Consider the following 21,935-nt stretch of genomic DNA (forward strand, 5'->3'; position numbering starts at 1 on the left):
GCAACGGGGTTTCGCAACTGCGTCATTGCGCCCCCCCACCTTGGCGGTATGCGAGGCCAGGCTGGCAGGAGCTAGCCCGCAGGCGATACGCGGCAACCACCGCCAGCAATACGCCGGCGAGCCACAGAAACCACGGCTGGTTGACGGGGATGGAATTGGTGACGCCGGGTGTGCCTGGGCCACCGGGGCCTCCAGGCCCCCCTGGCGCATTGGCCCACACCACGTAGGTAACCGTCGCCGTTGCCAGGTCCACATCCACGTCATACGCCTTGGCCTGGCTTGTGGGCAGTGCAGTTGCCGATTTGAGGTTGTTGCCGCTGCCGATCAGCAGGGCCTCCACCGTGTAGATTCCCTCCATCGCGGTTCGAAGCGTTTGCTGGGTGTCTGTGGACCGAAGACCGTTGGCTTGCAGTTGGCCCAGCAGGTGGGTGTGGGTGTAGACCACGGCATTGTTGGGGTTGCGCACGGTAATGCGCACACGGGCGTTGTCCACTGGCACATTTACCGTGAGATTGCGGGCCAGGTTGCTGATGCGTACGCGGTCATTGGGTGCGTATTGAGCCTTGTCCACCGCCACGGTCAGCGCAGCCTTGCCGGCGCCCTGCGGTGCATCTGCAACGATGGCGAACAATGTGCTGCCCACGTCCACTGTTTCGCCCTGGGTGTTCAGGAGTGTGGCGACCAGTGTGTAGGTTCCGGCCGGGTAGCGCGCGGTGTTCCATGGCTGCTTGTGCGGCAGCGTTGCGCCCGCAACCACGTCACCCAGTTCGTGCGGGGCAAATCGCGCAACTTCGACCCCGATGGCGTCATGGATGCGCAGCACGAGCGTCAACGCCGCCGATGTCGTGCCGAGGTTGAGCACGGAGGCGCCCAGCTGCGCCGCGGCATTGGCGGCGTAAGAGGGCTTGTCCGTGCTGGCACTGACACGCGCAACGATGTCGTCGGGTGATGCCCCGGCGGAGTACTTGGCCCCGATGATGGTGAGGTAGCTGTCGTCTCGGCTGAAGCCAGCAATGGTGGCCAGAAACGGCTTGGCCGCCTTGATGCGCCCTGGGCCGGTAGGTATCGCGACATGGCCCACGCTGTAGCCGCTAATACCCAAGGTTGTGAAACCAGACACATCCACAGGCAGGCCATTGAGCTGGAGGCTGTTCATCGCAGGGGTCGGAATTGCGATGTTCAGGTAGTTTTCCTTGTAGGGCGAAAGGTTGGTCGGCGCCGTGAACACGTAGTCAGAAAGGGTTTGATCGATCCCGCCCACGTAGGTAAAAGCTGGGTCCCCCAGCACTCCTCCGGTCGTGATCGTGGACCCCTTCAGGAACTGCCCCACCAGCACGGGAGCGGAGGCTACGATGTGAAGGCTCTCCGCGTCAGTCACCTCATGGAACTCCCCCGCATTCAGGGTGGCCACCAGCGCACCGTTCACCCGCACTTGGGTGGCAGCGGTGTTGGCCACGATGCGAACAAGGTTGCCCGCTGCGCCGGTGTTGGCTGTTTTGGGCGCCACATACTCAGCGGACCAGTGCTTCACAGGCGGCAACTGGGTGAACAAGTGGTCGCAGTAGCCAGCATGGAGTGGCACGTTGGCGCATTGCCCTCCCGCAAATACCGCCACGGGTTTGTTGGTTTGTATGCGGGTGCCCGTGATTTCATTGCCGGAGTAGGCGGTGTAGATCACGGACTGGCCTTTTTGCAGGGTCACGTCAAAGGGAACATTCGCAGGCTGCCCCGTCGTCAGGCTGCTGGCAGGCGTGACGGTGGCCACCGTGCCGTCCTCCACGGCGGTCAGTGAAAACTGGATGACGCTGTACGCATGGTTCCAGTCGACGATGCGGTATTCCAGGCCCAACGCCGTGACGTCAAGCAGGTACGACATGTCCGTGGTGTACATCTCGCGGTTCAGGAAATACGCGCTCACCCCTTTGCTGGCGTACACCTGCAGCGCCTTGTCCACTACCTTGCCCGCCTCGTGCAGAAACTGGTTGTTGGGCACCATGAGTTCCGCTACGCCGCTGGCACCAACAACAAAGCTGTAGTTGATGGCGCCGTCGTTGCTCACAACCTGGCCCGTGGTGCCTTGCTCGCCAAATATGAAGAGGTATCCAACAGGTCCCGCAGAGGTCGTGGGGTAGTTCGGATGCCCCACTGCCACGGCTCGCAGGGTGTTGCTGGCCTCCAGGCCATAGTCCGGCTTCAGCGGCAGGTTGATGGCGGTGCTCGTGGCGATGTCAAAGCCGCTGCTGCTGCCCTGGTAGCCGGGGGCGTTTGCCGCGAGGTTCCAGCGGCCCGCAGTGATGTTGGCAAATTCATAGCGGCCATCGACCCCCGAGGTGGTCTCCAGCAGGCTGACCCCCGCCAGGACCACCTTGGCCCCTGGCACCGGGCGTTGGCTCTGGGCATCGAGCACCACCCCGTATATGCGGTCTTGCCCTTGCACCTTGGGGGTCATTTCCACCGGCAGCACGTACCGCGTTCCCGCCGCCAGATCCACCGCAAAGGCCACGTTGTCATACCCGGGCGCAGACACCTGCACCTGGGTAGCCCCCGCGTTGAGGCCCGAGATTTCCGCCACACCCTGGGCATTGGTCTGCAGCACCTGCGGGTTGCTGCCCGAAAGGGTCACCGTGGCACCTGCAATGGGCTGGTGGGTGGCTGTGTCAGTGACGGTGGCCTGGATGGCGATGGGTTGCTGAGGGTCGACGCTGGGGTGCAGCGGCACGTCGAACTGGTGTGTGCCGTTTTGCACGAGCGTGATGGCTTGTTCAAAACGTTGATAGCCCGCTTTCTCCATGGAAACGGTGCGTGAGCCAGCAATATCCGGCACACCACCAATGGTGTAGCGCCCGGCAGCATCCGTGGTGGCTGTGCGGCCGGTGCCATCCACGACCACGGACACCCCCTGCAGAGGCAGCCGTGTGGAGGCATCCGAAACAATGCCTTGCAGCACCGTTTGATCGGGACCGATGTTGTTTGCGGTCAACGTGACAGGCAGGACGATGGAGTGATGGCCTTGCACGTTCATGGCGATGATGCGCGTTGCAAAGCCGCTGGCAGACACCGTGACGGTGTTATCTCCTGCCACCACGCCAGCGTCGAAGGCAACCTCACCTTGGGCGTTGGTGCTGCGGATCAGGCCATTGAGTGACACGCTGGCCATTGCAATCGCCGCGCCTGTTGCCTGGTTGCTTACAACCACCTTGAGCGTGCTTTGCGCGGTGCTGCGGCGGAAAACCGGGTCGAACCGCACCTGCTGCCCCGCCAAGGCACTGAAACTGGCCTCGACCGCTTGATAGGACGAATAGCTTGCCTTCAGGCCCATCGCACCGGGCGCAATACCTTCGAGGACGTACTCACCATGGGCGTTGGTCTGCGTGGTCGAGCTGCCGACCGAAATGGTGGCGTTGGCGGCGTTCTGGAAACTCACCCCGTCGTTGGTGAACTTGGCAACGCCTGAAATGGTGACGGTGCTCGCATTGCCGACCGTGAGCGCCTTCAGGCGGATGGTGCCCAGATCCAGCTGCTGGCCCTTGAGCAGCCCCAGGTCCGCGGACAGCGAAAGGTATCCAGCGACCTCGATCGCCAGATTGTGGGTGCCGGCAGCCAACTGCAGAAACTCGAAACGCCCCTGGGCATTGGTCACGGCGGGCTGGGCACTGCCGGTCAACCGCACTGACACCCCCGCCAGCGGCTGGCCCGTGGTGTCGCTCACCAAAAGGCCTTGCACGCTGGCCAGATCGGGATTCGTGGTGGGCTGGCCCGCGATCCAGAGCGCGCGCAGCGCCAGGGCCGTGACGTACGGGTCACCATCCCAACTGCCATCCGCGCGCTGGGCGGCCTTGAGCGAATCTACGGCGGGCTGCACGGCGGCTGCCGTGGACAGCCCCGGGAGCACCGCCAGCAGGGCCTGCGCATTGCGCAGGGACCCGCCCCACGACGGGGCAGCGCCGCGTTCGGCGAGCAGCCAGGTGCGCGCGTTCGACAGTGCCGATGCCACCGCAGAGGTCTGGCGATAGGGGTGGAGCGCCTGTACGGCCTGCGCCGTGGAGAGAAGCGCATCGCCATCGGTGGCGAGGGCCCATCGGCCGTCCGCCTGCTGCGCGGCCAGCAGCCAAGCCAGCGCCTGATCGGCGGTTTCGGGATACGAAGCGCGTGACGCCGTGAATGCGGCAACGGCCCACGCCGTGTCCTGCACATTGCTGGCATAGCCCACCGTGGCGCCAAATCCGCCATCCGCGTTCTGCTTGGGCGCAAGGGCGTCAAGATGGGCCGTGCTGGCCGATTGGAGCTGTTTTGTCAGGGACTTCCGGGCCAGTACCTCGACGGTGTCGTCACTCGCCGCAGCGATCGCATCCAGCATCACCGGCGGCACCGGCCTGCTCCAAGCACGCAAGGTGGCGGCGGCTTCCGAGCGGCTTTGCACGGGCAGCGCAACAGAACCTGTCTCGCTCGCCAGACCCCCGCTGGGTTGAACCTGCCCCTGCAACCATGACAGGCCCAGCGCCTCGTCGGCCCAGGCAGTGTGGGAGAGCAGGAAAACGAAAACGAAGCACAGCAGTCGCACGCAGCCAACCACTGCGCACCCTGTGATCGGCGCGCGCATGAGGACCCTCTCTTATTTTCTTCACACCGCGCGCCGTGGGGGATACCGGTACTGATCTACGCCAGCTCCGGCATCCAGCGCCAATAGTGCAAATCTCCGTTTGGCGACCATTCACCAAAGAGGGGCGGAGCGTAGCAATCGATGGCGCATTCAGTTGTTAAATTTTGTGATATTGTTTTCTCAATATCATCAAATTGCGCCCAATTTACTCAAGCTACCTTCATTCATTTGCAGCGTGACGAGGGAGTGTCTGGTCCCCCCGAAACTCAAGCCAAAATGGCCGCAGCGCCTGGATGAAACGCGCCACATGCTATTGAATGCAGAGCATCTTTGCCCACTGACGGGGCGATACGGCGCCCGCCGGTTCTCCGCCCCCGTCTTCGACATGGACGGCTTGTCATCGACTCGGAGCGCATGGCTCTGCGGGCCTGCATCAATGCAGCGCGGGCGCACAGCCTCCTGCCGGCCAAGGCGGGTTATCTACAGGTAGTGGGCCGGGCCTTGCCGGAATCGATCATGGTGGCGTCATCGTCACGGCGCGACGAGATCGAGCACCGCCTGGGCCGCATGGAGGTGCTGCACCACTTCCAGGCCCTGGCGGGCTGCAACGAGGTGGAGCGAAGCAAGACCGACCCGGCGCTGTACCGGCTGGCCGCTGCACGGCTGGAGGTAGAGCCAGCCCAATGCCTGGCGTTTGAAGACAGCGAGAACGGAGCGTGCGCCGCACAGGCAGCCGGCGTGGCGGTTGTCGTCGTCCCGGACCTCGAGCACCCTGCGGCGGGAAATTCTGGAGCGCATGCCATGGCGTGCGCGAATCGCCGATGGTGGCGCCGGCCATCTGCCGCGCTGGTTTCACCGGATCGGGGTGGCGTAGCGCCTGCCGCCCACGGCGCTTGGGACCACCGCCACATTTCGCGGATCAATCAGATTGGCGTCCACCGCATGAACCATGTGCGCCAGCAGCTATGAAAAGCAGAGCATCTACTGCTTTTGCTTCTGATAGGCCTTGTCCGCTGGCGGGCCCCGGTCCGTGTCCTGCAGGCCCCGCTGCACGTCCCGGTAGGCCTGCTCCACCTGGGCATCGGGCTGGCCGTGGGTCATGTCCACCGATTCATCGCGCTCGTGCGGCAGCTTGGGCTTGTCGGCGCTTTCGGGCGGCGGCGCGGCCTGTGGGGTACGCCGGCCGGCGGTGGCGGGCGACTGGGGCGTGGTGGTGTTGACGCTGGGCTGGCCGGTGGGGGCGGCGCTGGGGTGGTCCGGGGTGCTGGCGGTGGGCATGTGATCTCTCCTGCGGTACAGGGCTTCATCGTAGGAAAGCCCCCGGAGCCGCCGTGTAGTCCCCGGCGCCATCTGTCCGCCGGGTGAAGCGGCCGCTGGCCGCGAAGGCGCAGGCGCCAACCCATGCGACACTACTGTATGTCTCAACAGGTGTGGGCCGCGCAGGCCCTTGAATCTTTCGATGCGGTGGTGCAGGCCACGCCCGGGTTTCGCAGCCGCGACGGCCAGCGGCGCATGGCCGAGCAGGTGGCACGCACGTTCAGCAGCGCCACGCTGGGCAAGGTGGACGAGGAGGGCGGTGAGGCGGCGCCCACGCGCTCCATCGCCGTCATCCAGGCCGGCACGGGCGTGGGCAAGTCGCTGGCCTACTGCGCGCCCGCCATCGCGCTGGCGCTGTCGCGCGGCACGCGGGTGCTGATCTCCACCGCCACCGTGGCGCTGCAGGAGCAGCTGGTCAACAAGGACCTGCCGGCGCTGGCCGCGCTGATGCCCCAGCCCTTCAAGTTCGCGCTGGCCAAGGGGCGCGGGCGCTATGTGTGCAAGCTCAAGCTCGACCGGCTGGCGGGCACGGGCGAGGCCGAGGCGTCCGATGAAGACGACCTGTTCGCCGAGGAGGAGGCCGCCGCCCGCGCCAAGCGCCCCCGGCAGGAAACCGAGGCGCGCATCCAGTTCTACGGCGCCATGGCGCAGACGCTGGCCAAGGGCGCCTGGGACGGCGACCGCGACAGCCTGGAGACCCCGCCCGAGCCCGAGGTGTGGAGCCCCGTGGCGGCCGAGGGCGCGTCGTGCACGGGCAAGCACTGCCCCGCCTTCAGCCAGTGCACCTACTACGACAAGCGCAAGGAGCTGGTGGGCGCGCAGGTGATCGTGGCCAACCATGACCTGCTGCTGTCGTCGCTGGGCGCGCGCGTGCTGCCCGAGCTGGACAACTGCCTCCTGGTGCTGGACGAGGCCCACCACCTGCCCGCCACGGCGCTCGACCAGTTCGCCTGCAGCATGGACCTGTCGCGCCTGGCGTGGATCGACCGGCTCTCCAGCCGGGGCCTGCGCATCGGCGCGCTGCTGGAGGTGGAGGAGATCGCCGACATCCCGCGCCACGCGGCCCAGCTGCGGCAGACACTGCAGGACCTCGCGCGCATCGTGATGGACGTGTACGGCCCCGCGCTCAAGAGCCAGAAGGACACCTGGGGCCCGGCCCGGGTGCGGGTGCCGCGCGGCGAGCTGCCCGAGCCGCTCACCGCGCCGCTGGGGCTGCTGGCCGCCAGCGCCGACGGCTTCCTCGAAGCCCTGCGCGCCATCAGCAAGGCCCTGCGCGCCGAGATGCGCGACAAGCCCGAGGAGGCCAAGCGCCTGTCCACGCTGTATGCGCAGATCGGCATGCTGGCGCCGCGCCTGGAAGAGCTGCACGCCACCGCGCAGCTGCTGCTGCAGGAGGCCCCCCAGGGCGCAGACCGCAGCTTCGTGCCTGCGGCCAAGTGGTTCACGCTGGAGGTCGATGGCGATTTCATCGTGGTCAAGGCACACGCCAGCCCCATCCTGCCGGGCACCACGCTGCGCAACCACCTGTGGAACGCGGTGCGCGGCGCGGTGCTCACGTCGGCCACGCTCAACAGCTGCGGCAATTTCGATTTCTTCCTGCGCGAGGCCGGGCTGCACGGCGACGAGGCCGCGACCACGCTGGAGGTGCCCAGCCCCTTCAACTACGCCGCCCAGGGCACGCTGATCGCCGCCGAGACGCGCGCCGACCCCAAGAACGCCGCGCAGTTCACGGCCGAGATGGTGGATGCACTGCTGCACGACATCGCACGGGTAGAGTACGGCGCGCTGGTGCTGTTCACCTCGCGCGAGCAGATGCGCCAGGCCGTGGATGCGCTGCCCACCGCCATGCGCAGCGTGGTGCTGGTGCAAAACGCGCTGCCGCGCACGCAGTTGCTCAAGCGCCACCGCGAACGGGTGGAGAACGGCGAGCCCTCGGTCATCTTCGGCATGCAGTCGTTCGGCGAAGGGCTGGATCTGCCCGGGCGGCTGTGCGAGTCGGTGTTCATCACCAAGCTGCCCTTTGCCCCGCCCGACGACCCCGTGGGAGAGGCCCGCGCCGAATGGCTGCGCGCCGTGGGCCGCGACCCGTTCAGCGAACTGGTGGTGCCCGCCACCGCCATCCGCCTGGCGCAGTGGGTGGGCCGCGCCATCCGCACCGAGGACGACCAGGCGCATGTCTACTGCTACGACAAGCGCCTCATGCGCACGAGCTACGGCCAGCGCCTGCTCAAGGGCCTGCCGCCCTTTGCGCTGGAGCAACGCGCGCCCCTGTAGGATGCCCCCCGAGTCGCCTGCGGCGCCCTCCCCACCAGCGGGCGCCACGGCGGCACGGGCCGGGGGCTGGACCCGTCCCATGCGCGTGCTGCCCCTCCCTTCCTCCCCATTTGCCATCCCCAGCGAGAACCCCATGACGAATGCCATCCCCGCCTGCCCCCAATGCGGCCTGGAGAACACCTACCCCGACGGCAACCACTACATCTGCCCTGACTGCGCCTTCGAATGGCCCCAGGCAGCCGAATCCGCCGAGGCCGACGCGCCCGAGGGCGGCGGCGCCGTGCTGGACGCCCACGGCAACCCGCTGGCCGATGGCGACGCGGTGATCCTGGTGAAGGACCTCAAGGTCAAGGGGTCCTCATCCACGCTCAAGAAGGGCACCAAGATCAAGGGCATCCGCCTCGTCGATGGCGCCGACGGCCACAACGTGGACTGCAAGACGGAGCTGGGCAGCATGCTGCTCAAGTCAGAGTTCCTGAAAAAGGCCTGATCGGGCCCGGCCCCGGGCCCCCGCCCGCGATACAGGGCGCGGGGCGCGGCGGTGTCAGATAAACACCCACGCCCCGGCGGGCGGCGGGCCGACACGGTGCGCGCGCCACCCTGCCTAGAGTGAATGGAAGCACCGACCCCTTCCCCCATTCACCACCGCACGGAGAGCCCATGCCCCACGACACCCCCGCCCACGACACCTTGTGGAAGCTCATCAAGGACATCCGCTTCGGGATGCTGACCCACCGCACCGCCAGCGGCATGCTGCATGCCCACCCGCTGACCACGCAGAACCGCCGCATGGACGAACAGGCGGAGCTTTATTTCTTCATCCCCAAGTCCGGCGAACTGTACGAGCGCCTCCTCACCGATGGCGAGGTGAACGTCTCGTACGCCGACCCCGGCGCGGACAGCTATGTCTCGCTCTCGGGCCAGGCGCGTTTCGTGGACGATCTGGCGCAAAAGGAAGCCTTGTGGTCGACCGCGGCCCAGGCATGGTTTCCGGGCGGCCACACCGATCCGGAGCTGGCCCTGCTGGCCGTGCGCATCCGCCATGCCGAATACTGGGACGTGGACGAAAGCAAGATGGTGCAGCTGTTCAAGATGGCCAAGGCGGCCGTCACCGGCCAGCCCCCGCGCCAGCTGGGCGAGCACAAGGAACTGACGCTGCCGTGAACGGCACCGCCACGACTTTTTCTTCACCATCCATTCCAGGAGGTTCCATGAGCAGCAAGGAAAACCGCCGCGAGGAAGACCCATCGGGCGGCAATGACAACACCGAGGGCTCGGGCAAGGTCGCCCAGGCCCACAACAGCACGGGCGACAAGCCCACCACCCAGATCAACCAGGGCCGCCGCACCCCCGAAAGCCGGGGCGACCGCGACACGCACCTGGGCAGCAGCAACCAGGCGCAGTCGCGCCGGGGCGCCGCCGGCAGCAGCGGCCCGGCGGGCAGCCGCGGGGCGGGCTGAGCGCCGCCGGGCACCGGCACCGCTCGCACCCATGCGCAAAGAGCCTTCGGGCTCTTTTCTTTTGCGCGTGGCCCTTGAAGCAAAAAAATTTCCATCCATATACCATCCATGCACCATCCATATGGATGGAAATCATCCACACCACCGGCCACGGAGGGCCCCATGACCCCAGCTCCCGCTTCGTCCCTGGCCGTGCGCGGCAAGATTCCCGATTCCGAAAAGATCACGATCAACCTGGGCTTTGTCGACCTGGGCCACATCGACCTGCTGGTGTCGGAAGGGTTTTATGCCAACCGCACCGACTTCATCCGCACGGCCATCCGCCAGCAGCTGGCCGCCCAGGGCGACGCCGTGCGGCAGGTGGTGGCCCGCAAGATGCTTGTGCTGGGCCTGCAGCGGTTTGGCCGCGCCGAGCTGCAAGCCGTGCAGGCAGCGGGCCAGGTGCTCGAGATCCGCGTGCTCGGCCTGGTCAGCATCGACGACGACGTGCCGCCCACCCTGGCGCAGGCCACGATTGCCTCCATCACGGTGCTGGGCGCGTTTCACGCCAGCGCCCCGGTCAAGGCCGCCCTGGCAGGGCGCATTGGCTGAGCGCGGCCCACCACCACCACCACGAAAGAACCCCATGGACTGGAACCTCAAACTCAAGCAGCTGATGGGTCAGGCCACCCACCTGGTGCGCAGCGGCCAGCTGGCGGATGCCACGCGGGCCATCCAGCAGGCGCTGGGCAGCGCTTCGGCCACGGCGCCGGGGCCCGCCGCGCCGCCGCCGGAACGCGCGGGCCCCGCCCCGGTGCAGGCACCGGCAGCCCCCTTCGCCTTTCGCACGGGAACCCCGTGGCGCAGCAGCGCGGCGCAGGACGTGGAGGACGCGGTGGTGGTCGAGCGCGGCACCGTGCAAGCCCCCCCGGGCGCGGCCCGGCCCGCCCCACCGTCCGGGCCGGGTGCCCGCCCGGCGGCCGCCGCGCCGCACGCCGCCGAGCCCCCGGACAGCTTCACCGCGGTCGCCTTCAGCCACCCTGGCGCCCCGCACAACCCGCACCACTACCACCTGTACGTGCCGCCCGGCGCGGGGGCCGGCACGCCCATGCCCCTGGTGCTGATGCTGCACGGCTGCACGCAGAACCCCGTGGACTTCGCCACCGGCACCGGGATGAACGCCGCCGCCGCCCCGGCCAACGCGCTGGTGCTGTACCCCGCACAGCCCCACAGCGCCAACCCCAACGGCTGCTGGAACTGGTTCCGCCCCGAAGACCAGCGCCGGGGCGGCGGCGAACCCGCTCTGCTGGTGGCGATGGTGCAGGACGTGATGGCGCGCCACCCCGTGGATGCGCGGCGCGTCTACGCGGCGGGCCTGTCGGCCGGCGGCGCCATGGCCGCGCTGCTGGGCCGCGAGTACCCCGACGTGTTTGCGGCCGTGGGCGTGCACTCGGGCCTGCAGGCCGGCGCGGCACACAACGTGATGGGGGCGCTGTCGGCCATGAAGCATGGCGCCAGGCCGGCGGCGGGCACCCCGGCTCCGGGGGCTGTTGCGGCGGCGCCCCTGATCGTCTTCCACGGCGATGCCGACACCACCGTGCACGCCCGCAACGGCGAGCAGCTGGTGCAGGCGGCGCGGGCCAGCGCCCCGGGCACCGTGGAGCTGGGCACGCACCAGGGCCAGTCGGCCGGTGGCCAGGGCTACACGCGCACGGTGTATGGCCTCGCAGGCGCGCCGGTGGCGGAGCACTGGGTGCTGCATGGCGGCGGCCATGCCTGGGCGGGCGGGCATGCGCAGGGCAGCCACACCGACCCCCGGGGGGTATCGGCCACGCGGGAGATGCTGCGGTTCTTCCTGGAGCATCCCCGGGGACTGGCCGGCACCCCGCCATAATTTGCCCGGGAGCGCAGCGCCACCTTCATCCAGCACAACAACACGGTGCGAAAGCCATCCAGGGAGAGGAATCCGTCATGGAGAACGTCTACATCACCGTCGCGGGGCTGGTGGCCATCGGGCTGGTCTTCTACGCCCTGCGGCGTTCGGGGCGCCAGGACAACACCCGCACCGACCTGCGCATCACCGCGGTCTCCATCGCGCCCCCCTCGGGCAGCGTGCTGCAGGCCAACACGCCGATCACCGTGACCCTGGACTACCGCTACGGCGCGCCGCGCGAGCCGCTGTATGCGTGGGTGAAGATCCTGGACACCACCTACGACTCCCTCTACGAAGGCTCGCACGACATGCTGAACCCGGGCTCCGGGCGGGTGAGCCGTTCCGTGCACCTCACGCAGGCGGGGAGCGTGCGCGAGTTGTTCATCGTGATCAAGAACCGGGACTTCGTGGAGGTGTTCAACCAGGCCATCGCCGTGGACTTCACCTACGAGGACGCGGTGCTGGACGAGGCGCAAAGGAACGATGGCAAGGGATCGCGGATCACCGACATCCGTCTGTCCATTGCGTCCCCCGCCACGGTCAAGGCCGGCACCCGCATCGATGTCGAGGTCGAATACGACATCCAGGCGGAGGAAGGCCTGGACATCTGGGTCATTCCCGACACGCAGGCCAACATGACCTACGAGGGCACCACGGGCCGGCTGGACGGCGCGGGGACCGTGCACAGGCACTTCACCCTCATCGACCCCTGCGCGGTCACGGGCCTGCGGCTGCTGATGAAGAATGCGTCGAGCCAGACGGTCTACGAACACCGCGTGCCGGTGGACTACACCTTCACGGCGTAGCCGTTCCCAGCCGACCATCCCCGGGGCCCGGCACGGGGTTCGGTTTATCCTGCAGGCCCGCCGGCACAATCCGCTGCGGCCCGCAATGGGGGCCGCTGACGCACGGCCTTGTCCCTCGGAACACCCATGCCCCCCATCGCCGTCATCGACTTTGAAACCACCGGCGTCTCGCCCGGCCAGGGCGCGCGCGCGACCGAGGTCGCCATCGTGCTGCTGGAAAAAGGCCAGGTGGTGGACCGCTTCCAGAGCCTCCTGAAAACCGGCGCGTGGATTCCGCCGTTCATCACCCAGCTCACCGGCATCACCAACGCCATGGTGAACGCGGCCCCAGAGGCCGCAGGCGTCATGGCCGATGCCGCGCGCTTCGTGGGCGATGCGCCCATGGTGGCGCACAACGCGTCGTTCGACAGCAAGTTCTGGCAGGCCGAACTGGCACGGGCCGGCGTGGCCGCGCCGCACCCCTTCGCCTGCACCGTGCTGCTGTCGCGCCGCCTGTACCCGCAGGCCCCCAGCCACAAGCTCGGTACGCTGGTGGACTACCACGGCCTGCCGCGCACGGGCCAGGCCCACCGGGCGCTGGCCGATGCCGAAATGGCCGCCGCGCTGCTCGCGCGCATCCAGCACGACCTGCGCACGCGCTGGCGGGTGGCCGAACCCAGCCACGCACTGCTGCAGCTGGTGCAGCGCTGCGCCAAACCCGCGGTGGGCGCGCTGCTCGCGCGGCACGCCACGCCCTGAATGCGTTTGCTACATATTCGATAGCATGCTGCGCTTATCCACAGTGCGCCAGAAGGCATTTTCATTCATGTTCCAGCCGTGCCCCAGGGGGCACCTGATCCGGGTCCCCGGCCAAATCCCGGAAAATCCGCGCTTTCGCTTTTCAACCAGACCACCGCATGACCGACACCACCCCAGCCGCTGCCGCCGCCGGCCGCCCCCCACTCCCCGACCACCTGAGCGTGGACCCGCGCAGCCCGCACCATGTGGCCGCGGTGTTCCAGCACGACATCGGCATCCGCTTCAACGGCAAGGACCGCACGGATGTCGAGGAATACTGCGTCAGCGAAGGCTGGGTGAAGGTGCCCGCGGGCAAGACGGTGGACCGCAAGGGCCACCCGCTGATGATCAAGCTCAAGGGCAAGGTCGAGGCTTTCTACAAGTGACATCGCCCCGCGCGGCCGCGCCGCGCCGGTATCTGCCGCGCGTTTTCCGTGCCTGACGACAACGCCGCCCCCTGGGTGATCCATTGCGACGGCAGCGCCGTGCCCAACCCGGGGCGCATGGGGCTGGGCGCGGTGGTGCACGCGCCCGATGGCACGGTGGCGCAGCAGCTGTCCGAGGCCACCACCTTCACCGGCTGCAACAACGAGGCCGAGCTGAGGGCGCTGGCCCTGGCGCTGCGCTGGCTGCAGGCCCATGGCACCGCTGCAACCGCTGGCGTGCGGGTGTACAGCGACAACAGCGTGCTGGTGGAGCAGCTCGCCCCCGGTGGTGCGCGCGCCGCGCCCATCGCGCGGCTGGCCTTGCTGTTCGACGAGGTGCGCGGGCTGATGCAGGCCGTGGGCGATGTGGCGGTGCGCTGGATTCCGCGCCACCGCAATGGTCAGGCCGACACCCTCGCGCGCGGCGCGCTGGACCTGGCGCCCAAGCCGTCCACGAAGCACCACACCCGCACAAGGAAAAAGCGGCGCTGACCGGCCGGCGCGCTGCGCGCTCAGTCCAGGCCCAGGGCCTCGCGGTAGGCGTTGATGCGGGGCAGCAGGGCCTGGCGGCGGGCCAGGCTGCCCGGGGGCCAGTGGGCGTCCCGGTCGTAATACTGCGCCACGGCGGGCGTGCCGGGCGCAAGCACCACCCAGGGCTGCTTCGACGCGGTGTAGATGTGGATGTCGGGCGGCAGGTGGTCCGGCGCGTCCAGCGTGCCCACGCGCACGAAGGCGACGAGCGGGCCCGCGCCGGAGTAGTGGCTCCACACCGCCACGCGGCAGTGCGGGCAGCGCGCGATCTTCTGGCCAAAGCCGCTTTCGGACGGGGTGTCCACCAGGTCGACCTCGCCCACCCGCAGCGCCAGCCTGTCGGCCTCGATCATGGCGTTCAAGGCGAACGACGCCCCGCTTTCCCGCTGGCACCAGCGGCAATGGCAGCAGTGCACGAAAAGCGGCGCGGTGAGCATGCGGTAGCGGACATGGCGGCAGGTACAGCCGCCGTCCAGCGGGAACACGGGGTCTGGGTGCGTCATGGCAGGGCGGTGGGCGACAAAACGGAACGAGGCACCATTTTGGCGAAAGCGCGGGACAAAATCACGCGGCCGCCGCGCGCGGTGCCCGGCCCCGGGGTGCAAGCGCCGTTCAGCCGCCCGCGCGCCCCAGCAGCAGCGCCTTTTCCTGCGCGTTGCGCGTGAGGCCCGCCGCGCGCTCGAACTCGGCGCGCGCCTCGGCCACGCGGCCCAGCTTGGCCAGCAGGTCGCCGCGCACGCTGGGCAGCCAGTGGTACTGGGCCAGCACGGGGTCCGCCGCGATCTCGTCCACCAGCCGCAGCGCCGCCGCCGGGCCTTCGGCCATGCCCACCGCCACGGCGCGGTTCAGCGCCACGACGGGCGAGGGCGCCACCTGCGCGAGCGCGTCGTACAGCGCCACGATGTGGGCCCAGTCGGTGTCCTGGGCGCGCCGCGCGCGGGCATGGCAGGCGGCGATCGCGCCCTGCAGCGCGTAGGGGCCCCAGGCATGGCCCCCGCGCGCCAGCTCCTCGGCCTTGTCGAGCGCGGCCAGGCCCCGGCGCACCAGCAGCCGGTCCCACCGCGCGCGGTCCTGGTCCATGAGCAGCACGGGTTTGCCCTCGCCATCGGTGCGCGCGGGCAGGCGCGAGGCCTGGATTTCCAGCAGCGCCACCAGCCCCTGCACCTCGGGCTCGTCGGGCACCAGGCTGGCCAGCACGCGCACCAGGCGCTGGGCTTCGCCGCACAGGGCAGGCCGCATCCAGTCGTCGCCCGCCGTGGCCGCGTAGCCTTCGTTGAAGACGAGGTAGATGACTTCGAGCACCGACGCCAGGCGCGGCGCGCGCTCGGCCGCGCCCGGCACCTCGAAGGGCACGTGGGCGGCCGACAGGCTGCGCTTGGCCCGCACGATGCGCTGCGCGACGGTGGGCTCGGGCACCAGGAACGCCCGTGCGATCTCGGCCGTGGTGAGGCCGCCCAGCAGCCGCAGCGTGAGCGCCACGCGCGCCTCGGTGGGCAGCACGGGGTGGCAGGCGGTGAAGATCAGGCGCAGCAGGTCGTCGCCGATGTCGTCCTGCTGCGCAGCGACCAGGGCGTCCACCACGTCGGGGGCGTACTGGGCTTCGAGCGCCTGCAGGTCCTTGCCCAGCGCCTCGTGCTCGCGCGCATGCACCGCCTGCTGGCGCAGGTGGTCGATGGCGCGGCGCTTGGCCGTGGTCATGAGCCATGCCCCCGGGTTCGCGGGCAGGCCGGTGGCGGGCCAGTGCTCCAGCGCGGCCACCAGCGCGTCCTGCGCCAGCTCCTCGGCCCGGCCCACGTCGCGCGTCATGCGCGCCACGCTGGCGATGATGCGCGCGGCCTCGATGCGCCACACCGAATCGATGGTGCGGTGCAGGGCATCGGCGCTGGCATCGGCATCGGGACTGCGGGGGTTGTGCATCGGTGGCCTCGGTGAAAGCTCAGCCCAGCGCCTTGCTGGCATCCACCATGTGCACGAACTCCCAGCTGTGGCCGTCCAGGTCGTCGAAGCTGCGCGAATACATGAAGCCCAGGTCCTGCACCGGGCGCGGCGAGGTGCCGCCGGCCGCCACGGCCTTGGCGACGAGGGCATCGACCTCCTCGCGGCTGTCGCACGAGAAGCACACCAGCACCTCCGAGGTGGTGCGTGCGTCGGCGATCGCCTTGCTGGTGAAGGTCTGGTAGAAGTCCCTGACCAACAGCATCACGAACAGGTTCTCGCCCACCACCAGGCAGGCGCCCTGTTCGTTGGTGAACTCGGGGTTGAACTCGTAGCCCAGCGCGCGGAAGAACGCCTGCGAGCGGGCCATGTTCTCGATGGGCAGGTTCACGAAGATTTGCTTGTGCATGAAAGGCTCCTGAAGGGGTGGGAAGGTAAAGGGAAACAGAAGGTTTGGCAAAGGTGCGCGGTTCAGGTCGCTGGTTTTTGCGCCACCGCCTGCAGGTTGGCCAGGCCGTCCTCGAAGTCCTGGCCGACCATGCGGTCCATGTTGAAGAACAGGTGGGCGATCTTGGCGACGTACGGCACGGGACCCTGCATGGCCCAGGTGACGCGCGTGGCGCCGGAGCCCTCGGGCTGGAGCGTGAATTCCACCTGGTTGTGGGCCTCGAACGGGGCCACAAAGTCGAGCTTCATCGCAACCCGCGCGGGGGCCGTGGCGTCGACGATCTCCATGCTGCCGGTGCCCACCTTGTCGCCCTGCCACGCATAGCGCGCGCCGGGGCCTGCGGTGGTGGCGCTGTACTGGCCCTTGGCGGCGGGGTCCTTGCGTTCATACGGGTTCCAGGTGTTGAACTGGCGCAGGTCGTGGATGAGCCCGTACACACGTTCTGGCGGCGCGGGGATCACGCGGCTGCGCTCCACGCGGAAGCTGTCGGGGCGGGTGGCGGCAAACGCCAGCAGCAGCGCCAGGGCGGCGAGCAGCACGAGGGCGATGGTCTTGATCATGGCGATGGTCTCCAGGCAGGTGCAGCGGTTCAGCGGCGGGCTTCCAGGTCGCGGAAGTGCTCGACGCCCTCCACGGCGGCGAAGTCCTCCATCTCGTAGAGCGGGCGCACCTCGATCTCGGCCTCCAGGCCCTCGCCGCGCGGGTTGGGGAAGCGGCGCGTCCATTCCAGCGCCTCGTCGCGGTCGCGCACCTGGATCAGCGTGTAGCCGGCGATGAGCTCCTTGGTCTCGGTGAAGGGACCGTCGGTGATGGTGGTGCGCGCCCCGCCCGCGCCGTAGCGCACGCGCCAGCCCTGCGCGCTGGGCTTGAGGCCGCTGCCGTCCAGCAGCACGCCCGCCCGGGCCAGCTCTTCGTGGTAGCGGGCCATGGCGGCCATCAGGGGTTCGGTGGGCATGTCGCCGCGCTCGGATTCTGCGGTGGCTTTCACGATGATCATGAATCGCATGGGGTTCTCCTCGGGGGGTCAGGGGGGCGGGCCATGGCGCGATCCGTGGCCTTCACCAGCACGACGGACGAACCCGTGGCAGATCGACAGCTTGGTGGCTGGTTCAGGGTTTTTACTTAGAAAAAGAGGGTGGGGCGCGGCCCGGCCTGCGCCACACGCCCGCAGCGCCGCCCGCTGTGGCGTATCCGCCAAGCCGTGCAAATGGTTACCGGCCATAGCGATCTGCCTCGGTAGGATGCCGCGCGAGGGACCCGACCGCAATGACCAGCCACAACGACACCGAACCAACACCCCCCTGGCTGGCCAGCATCCCGCTCATGCCCGGCCACCAGGCCCTCGCGCTGGTCATCGTCCACCCGGGCCGGGCCGTGGTCCCCGCCGAAGGCCTGGGCGAGGTGCTGCGCTTCTGGGCCGACGGGCGCGGCGGCTGGATCGGCGCAGCCCGCGCGGCCCACGGCCCGTGGGGCTACATCGACGGCGAGGGCCGGTGGCGCGTGCCGCCCACGCTGCAGAACGCGCGCAGTTTTTCCGAGGACGGGCTGGCCCGCTTCTGCGACGGCGGGCGCTGGGGGTTCATGGACCTGGCGGGGACGGTGGCCATCCCTCCCGCATTCGACAACGCCCAGCCGTTTCGCAACGGTTTGTGCGCGGTGCAGGTGGGCCAGGATGCCTGGCGCATCATCGACCGCACCGGCCACACCACCTGCGACGAGGTGTTCCATGAGCTGAGCCCCTTCGGCGCCAATGGCCTGGCGCGCGCCACGCTGTGGAAGAAGGCCAGCAACCAGCGCACCCAGGGCTTCGTGGACCGCACGGGGCGCTGGGTGATCGAGCCCCGCTTTCGCGACGCGCGGCCGTTTGGCGAATCCACCGCCACGGCCGCCTCGCTGGACGGCGACACCTACGGCCTCATCGACGCACAAGGCCGCTGGGTGCTGGAGCCCCGCTACCCGCGCATCGATGCCTTCAATGCCGAGGGCCTGGCCTTCTTCGACGAACCCCATGCCTGGGACAACGGCCATGGCTACCTCAACGCGCGCGGCAAGGTGGTCGTGAAAGGCGGGCGCCACCTCTCGCGGCGCATGGCCTGCGGCGTGGCCGCCAACAGCTATGACGGCACGGGCTTTCTCACGGCCGACGGCAAACCCCTTGCGGCCCCGCCGCTGAGCTACGGCACGGATTTCTCTGCGGAAAGCGGCTTTGCCGTCGTGCGCACCGCCGCCGCCGTGCGCAAGGGCGCGGCCGATGCCACCACAGCGGCCCCGGCGCACTGGGGCCTGCTGCACCCGGACGGCCGCTTCGTGCCCGCGCCCGACCACCTGCTGGAGCCGCTGACCGATGGCGATGGCTGGCTGGTGGGGCACCCGCCGGACACGCCGCTGGTGCCGTTTCTGACCCGCGACGGGCAACTGGCCTTTATCGACGGCGAGGGCGCCGTCGCCTGGCGCGCGCACTACGACGGCCAGCAGGTGGCCCTGCTCGACGCCGGGGGCACGCCCCTGTGGCGCAGCGGCGTGCGCGAGAACTGCTGGCCCCCCGGGCCGTTCTTCCACGCGCCGCTCACCGACCACCTGGAAAACCTCAAGACGCTCGACGGCATCGTGCCGCTGGCCGTGGACCTGCTGGCCGACGCCGAGGCCCGGCTCCACCGCCTGGCGGCGGGCGATGAACTCGCGCCCGACGAACCCGTGGACGGCGACGATGAAGATGACGATGACGACGGGGAGCAGGACCCCGGCCAGGTGCAGGCCGGCCGCACCGTGGTCGTGCGGCGGGTGATGCGCGCCTACCTGAGCGAATCGCACAACGGCCCCTACGAATTCCTGTGCACCGACCTCAACCGCGCGGTGGACGAAGCCCGCGTGGCGATGGTGCAGCAGCTGAGCGCGCGCTTTGGCGCCGCCGACCCGAACCCGGAGCACGCCGTCCCCTGGCGCCGCCAGGGCGACTACACGCAGGCCTGGCCCGTGGCAATGGCCAAGCCCCTGCCGGGCGACGGCGGCGCGCTGCACGAGGCGCGCGAACAGTGGCTCACGCTGTACAAGCATTCGGACTCGGGCGACGGCGATGTGTGGTGGGAACTGTGGCTCATGGCCGCGCCCAGCATCGACGCGCTGCAGCTGGCGCAGCGCGCGCGCGGCGCCGGCCCCGCCACGGAACCGCCCGGCCACGGCGGCGAGCCCGAAGGCCCGGACAGCGACGGCCCGGCGCTGGACAGCCGGCCCCCCGAGGGCGCGCCGGCCACGCAGCCGCCCCGGACACGTGATGAATGGCTGCACGCCGTGTGCAACGACCGCCATGCGATCGCCCATGTGCCCGCGCAGTGGCTGGACGATGCGGTGGTGGATGCCGCCCTGGATGCGAACGTGGCGGCGCTGGAATACGTGCCTGCGGCCTGGCGGACAACCGCACGGCTCGAATCGCTGGTGCGCCGGGGCCTGCGCGAGGCGGCCGGCATCCCGCCCGAATGCATGACCGCCGAAGCCCTGGCCCTGGCACGCAGCCTGTATGCCGGCCAGCCCGAATGGGACTGGCGCGACGAGCGCAACAGCCGCATCCCCGCCACCTGGGACCACAACAGCCTGTGCGACGTGTGGGGCTGCCTGCTCACGCCCGAGCTCGCGCTCAAGGCGGTGCGCGCCCAGGCGCCGCTCAAGGACCTGGCGCACTGGCTGCGCACCGATGCGGTGGAGCAGGCCGCCCTGCAGGCCGACATCTACAACATCAGCTACATCGACCCGCGCAAGATCACGCCCGCGCTGGCCGAGCGCGCCGTGCGGCACGACTACGGCTGCCTGATCGAGCACATTCCCGCCGACATGCTCACGCCCGCGCTGTGCCTGGCCTCGGCGCGCGCCAACGGCCTGTCGCTGGACAAGATCCCTGCGGCGCTGCGCACCACCGACGTGTGCGTGGCCGCGCTGCAGGACCGCTGGGACATGTTCCTCGCCGTACCGCCCGCGCTGCGCGAGGACGTCACCACCCGGCTCATCGCGGACGACCTGGACCAGGCCCGCCGGGACGGCGAACCCCGCGAGGCCAGCCACTGGCACGTGCAGCGCGCCTGGGCTCGGCTGTGGGCGGGCGACCCTGAAGGCGCGATGGCCGACGCCCGCCTGGGCCTCGGCCGCGTGCGCCACGAAGAGCATGCGCGCTACATCCTGGCCAGCGCCTTGCGCGCCCTGGGCCGCACGCAGGAAGCGGCGCTCGAGGCCTCCACGGTGCTGTCGCTGCAGTCGCCCTACGCCGCGCAGTGGGATGCCGCCGAGGACACGCGCTGGCTGCAAGGCCTGGCGCAGGGCCAGGCCCAGGCGGCCGATGACGCCACGCTGATCGCACGGCTGCAGTCGCACCCGCGCACCCTGGCCGATGTGCCGCGCGAACGCATCACCCACGCCATGGTCGATGCCGCCCTGGCGGCCGACGAGGACACGGTGCGCTTCGTGCCCAAGCGCCTCATGACCCCCGCGCGCTATGCGGCGGCGCTGCGCCAGGGCGTGAAGGATTTCGGCCAGATCCCTCCCGACATGCTCAGCGAGGAAGCCTGCATCGCGCATGTGCAGGAGGGCGGCTGGCGGCTGGAGCAGATCCCGCCCGCGCTGCGCACCGTGGCGGTCTGCGCCCACGCGGTGCGCCGCAGCGCCAGCGCCATGGAACATGTGCCCCAGGCCCTGCACGACCAGGCCCGGGAAGCCGCCGCGCGCCTGCCCCGCGATGACGGGGATGCCGCAGACGGCACCCCCCGCGCCGGCGGCGTGGGCGGCTGGCTGGCACGCCACGTGGTCGATTCCGCGCTGAAGGGGCAGGGCACCGCCGCCCGCCGTCTGCAGCACCAGGGCGTGCTGGCCGCGTTCCTGGTGCAGGCCGCCGTGACCGCCCGGTCCGGCACGCCGCCCACCCTCACCGGACTGGCGGGCTGGTTCGAGCAGCGGCCGGTGCTGGCCTGGGCCACCCACCTGCTGCTGGGCCTGGCGGCCTGGGTGGGCCACGCGTTCGTCTCGGTGGCCGCCTGGCGGGCGGAAGGCGCGTGGATCGGGCTGGGGACGTTCGCGCTCATGGGCTTTTCCGAACTGTACTGGGCGTGGCGGTTTGTATTCGCCAGCCCCCAGAGCCCCTGGCTCGCAGTCGCGGCGGCCCTGGTGGTGGTCTACCTGTTCGGCTGGCGCCGCCTGTACCGCCGCGTGGGCCTGGCCTTCGCCCACCGCGGGGATTCGGCGGCGGGGGACTGAGCCCCAGCCGGCCCACCGGCTGCTGCGGCCACCTTTTACATTTTTCCTAGGGTCATCACCGATCCCCCCGGGGGCCTGCCGGGCCTGCTGGTGGATACAATTTGTAAACACTCGCCCCACCGACCCACGAACCTCCGGAACGCTTGGTCTCGCACACAGGAGCCACCGCCACAGCGGGTGCAACGCCCATGACAAGAGGATCGGACCATCGCCCG

Annotated in this window: 19 protein-coding genes; 12 read left to right on the forward strand and 7 right to left on the reverse strand. The window is 69.4% G+C overall.

Going from position 1 to position 21,935, the window contains the following annotated elements; genetic code table 11:
• Positions 1–22 precede the first annotated feature (22 nt).
• A complete protein-coding gene (locus tag KW843_RS17095; RefSeq protein WP_218296366.1) occupies positions 23–4,600 on the reverse strand; it encodes a carboxypeptidase regulatory-like domain-containing protein in 4,578 nt (1,525 codons plus the stop codon).
• Between the two features lie 414 nt (positions 4,601–5,014).
• Here KW843_RS17095 and KW843_RS17100 point away from each other — a divergent pair, with 414 nt between their 5' ends.
• Entirely contained in the window at positions 5,015–5,569 is a 555-nt protein-coding gene (locus KW843_RS17100; RefSeq protein WP_255594801.1) for an HAD family phosphatase, read from the forward strand.
• A gap of 12 nt (positions 5,570–5,581) precedes the next feature.
• On the opposite strand, the gene KW843_RS17105 is transcribed toward KW843_RS17100, so the two are convergent.
• Positions 5,582–5,878, reverse strand: a complete 297-nt coding sequence (locus KW843_RS17105; RefSeq protein ID WP_218296367.1) for a hypothetical protein — start codon at positions 5,876–5,878, stop codon at positions 5,582–5,584.
• 138 nt (positions 5,879–6,016) lie between these two features.
• Here KW843_RS17105 and dinG point away from each other — a divergent pair, with 138 nt between their 5' ends.
• The 10 genes from dinG to KW843_RS17155 all read left to right on the forward strand — a co-directional run bounded on the left by dinG (position 6,017) and on the right by KW843_RS17155 (position 14,063).
• Complete coding sequence (gene dinG / locus KW843_RS17110; RefSeq protein ID WP_218296709.1) at positions 6,017–8,191, forward strand: ATP-dependent DNA helicase DinG; 2,175 nt, start codon at positions 6,017–6,019, stop codon at positions 8,189–8,191.
• Positions 8,192–8,324: 133 nt separating this feature from the next.
• Positions 8,325–8,681, forward strand: coding sequence for a zinc ribbon domain-containing protein YjdM (locus KW843_RS17115; protein ID WP_218296368.1), 357 nt, complete (start codon positions 8,325–8,327; stop codon positions 8,679–8,681).
• A 170-nt stretch (positions 8,682–8,851) separates the two neighbouring features.
• The gene (locus tag KW843_RS17120) at positions 8,852–9,355 is read left to right on the forward strand and encodes a pyridoxamine 5'-phosphate oxidase family protein (protein WP_218296369.1); all 504 of its coding nucleotides are present in this window, start codon (positions 8,852–8,854) and stop codon (positions 9,353–9,355) included.
• 47 nt (positions 9,356–9,402) lie between these two features.
• Entirely contained in the window at positions 9,403–9,651 is a 249-nt protein-coding gene (locus KW843_RS17125; RefSeq protein WP_218296370.1) for a hypothetical protein, read from the forward strand.
• Between the two features lie 162 nt (positions 9,652–9,813).
• The gene (locus KW843_RS17130) at positions 9,814–10,242 is read left to right on the forward strand and encodes a CopG family transcriptional regulator (protein WP_218296371.1); all 429 of its coding nucleotides are present in this window, start codon (positions 9,814–9,816) and stop codon (positions 10,240–10,242) included.
• 34 nt (positions 10,243–10,276) lie between these two features.
• Positions 10,277–11,524: a PHB depolymerase family esterase gene (locus tag KW843_RS17135; RefSeq protein ID WP_218296372.1), complete on the forward strand. Its 1,248-nt coding sequence runs from the start codon at positions 10,277–10,279 to the stop codon at positions 11,522–11,524.
• Between the two features lie 77 nt (positions 11,525–11,601).
• On the forward strand, positions 11,602–12,369 hold the full coding sequence (locus tag KW843_RS17140) for a hypothetical protein (RefSeq protein WP_218296373.1): 768 nt from the start codon (positions 11,602–11,604) through the stop codon (positions 12,367–12,369).
• Positions 12,370–12,495: 126 nt separating this feature from the next.
• Entirely contained in the window at positions 12,496–13,107 is a 612-nt protein-coding gene (locus KW843_RS17145) for a PolC-type DNA polymerase III (RefSeq protein ID WP_218296374.1), read from the forward strand.
• Between the two features lie 158 nt (positions 13,108–13,265).
• A complete protein-coding gene (locus KW843_RS17150) occupies positions 13,266–13,532 on the forward strand; it encodes a DUF3297 family protein (RefSeq protein WP_218296375.1) in 267 nt (88 codons plus the stop codon).
• A gap of 48 nt (positions 13,533–13,580) precedes the next feature.
• On the forward strand, positions 13,581–14,063 hold the full coding sequence (locus tag KW843_RS17155; RefSeq protein WP_370628513.1) for a reverse transcriptase-like protein: 483 nt from the start codon (positions 13,581–13,583) through the stop codon (positions 14,061–14,063).
• A 20-nt stretch (positions 14,064–14,083) separates the two neighbouring features.
• Here the strand turns inward: KW843_RS17155 and KW843_RS17160 are convergent, their stop codons facing one another.
• The 5 genes from KW843_RS17160 to KW843_RS17180 form a co-directional block, all read right to left on the reverse strand.
• Complete coding sequence (locus KW843_RS17160; RefSeq protein WP_218296376.1) at positions 14,084–14,605, reverse strand: GFA family protein; 522 nt, start codon at positions 14,603–14,605, stop codon at positions 14,084–14,086.
• A 109-nt stretch (positions 14,606–14,714) separates the two neighbouring features.
• Positions 14,715–16,019 (reverse strand): RNA polymerase sigma factor, encoded by a 1,305-nt coding sequence (locus KW843_RS17165; protein WP_218296377.1) that lies wholly within the window; start codon positions 16,017–16,019, stop codon positions 14,715–14,717.
• Positions 16,020–16,038: 19 nt separating this feature from the next.
• On the reverse strand, positions 16,039–16,446 hold the full coding sequence (locus KW843_RS17170; RefSeq protein WP_218296378.1) for a VOC family protein: 408 nt from the start codon (positions 16,444–16,446) through the stop codon (positions 16,039–16,041).
• A gap of 62 nt (positions 16,447–16,508) precedes the next feature.
• Positions 16,509–17,045, reverse strand: a complete 537-nt coding sequence (locus tag KW843_RS17175) for an SRPBCC family protein (protein ID WP_218296379.1) — start codon at positions 17,043–17,045, stop codon at positions 16,509–16,511.
• Positions 17,046–17,074: 29 nt separating this feature from the next.
• Positions 17,075–17,491: a YciI family protein gene (locus tag KW843_RS17180; RefSeq protein WP_218296380.1), complete on the reverse strand. Its 417-nt coding sequence runs from the start codon at positions 17,489–17,491 to the stop codon at positions 17,075–17,077.
• Positions 17,492–17,751: 260 nt separating this feature from the next.
• On the opposite strand from KW843_RS17180, the gene KW843_RS17185 reads away from it, so the two are divergent.
• Positions 17,752–21,720: a WG repeat-containing protein gene (locus tag KW843_RS17185; protein WP_218296381.1), complete on the forward strand. Its 3,969-nt coding sequence runs from the start codon at positions 17,752–17,754 to the stop codon at positions 21,718–21,720.
• The last annotated feature ends 215 nt before the right edge of the window (positions 21,721–21,935 follow it).

It is taken from the genome of Acidovorax sp. sif1233 (assembly GCF_019218755.1).
Taxonomy (GTDB): Bacteria; Pseudomonadota; Gammaproteobacteria; order Burkholderiales; family Burkholderiaceae_C; genus Acidovorax.

Coding starts and splice junctions, on each gene's coding strand:
- KW843_RS17095 (WP_218296366.1), bottom strand. CDS start 4,600: ATGCGCGCGCCGATCACAGGGTGCGCAGTGGTTGGCTGCGTGCGACTG.
- KW843_RS17100 (WP_255594801.1), top strand. CDS start 5,015: ATGGCTCTGCGGGCCTGCATCAATGCAGCGCGGGCGCACAGCCTCCTG.
- KW843_RS17105 (WP_218296367.1), bottom strand. CDS start 5,878: ATGCCCACCGCCAGCACCCCGGACCACCCCAGCGCCGCCCCCACCGGC.
- dinG (WP_218296709.1), top strand. CDS start 6,017: ATGTCTCAACAGGTGTGGGCCGCGCAGGCCCTTGAATCTTTCGATGCG.
- KW843_RS17115 (WP_218296368.1), top strand. CDS start 8,325: ATGACGAATGCCATCCCCGCCTGCCCCCAATGCGGCCTGGAGAACACC.
- KW843_RS17120 (WP_218296369.1), top strand. CDS start 8,852: ATGCCCCACGACACCCCCGCCCACGACACCTTGTGGAAGCTCATCAAG.
- KW843_RS17125 (WP_218296370.1), top strand. CDS start 9,403: ATGAGCAGCAAGGAAAACCGCCGCGAGGAAGACCCATCGGGCGGCAAT.
- KW843_RS17130 (WP_218296371.1), top strand. CDS start 9,814: ATGACCCCAGCTCCCGCTTCGTCCCTGGCCGTGCGCGGCAAGATTCCC.
- KW843_RS17135 (WP_218296372.1), top strand. CDS start 10,277: ATGGACTGGAACCTCAAACTCAAGCAGCTGATGGGTCAGGCCACCCAC.
- KW843_RS17140 (WP_218296373.1), top strand. CDS start 11,602: ATGGAGAACGTCTACATCACCGTCGCGGGGCTGGTGGCCATCGGGCTG.
- KW843_RS17145 (WP_218296374.1), top strand. CDS start 12,496: ATGCCCCCCATCGCCGTCATCGACTTTGAAACCACCGGCGTCTCGCCC.
- KW843_RS17150 (WP_218296375.1), top strand. CDS start 13,266: ATGACCGACACCACCCCAGCCGCTGCCGCCGCCGGCCGCCCCCCACTC.
- KW843_RS17160 (WP_218296376.1), bottom strand. CDS start 14,605: ATGACGCACCCAGACCCCGTGTTCCCGCTGGACGGCGGCTGTACCTGC.
- KW843_RS17165 (WP_218296377.1), bottom strand. CDS start 16,019: ATGCACAACCCCCGCAGTCCCGATGCCGATGCCAGCGCCGATGCCCTG.
- KW843_RS17170 (WP_218296378.1), bottom strand. CDS start 16,446: ATGCACAAGCAAATCTTCGTGAACCTGCCCATCGAGAACATGGCCCGC.
- KW843_RS17175 (WP_218296379.1), bottom strand. CDS start 17,045: ATGATCAAGACCATCGCCCTCGTGCTGCTCGCCGCCCTGGCGCTGCTG.
- KW843_RS17180 (WP_218296380.1), bottom strand. CDS start 17,491: ATGCGATTCATGATCATCGTGAAAGCCACCGCAGAATCCGAGCGCGGC.
- KW843_RS17185 (WP_218296381.1), top strand. CDS start 17,752: ATGACCAGCCACAACGACACCGAACCAACACCCCCCTGGCTGGCCAGC.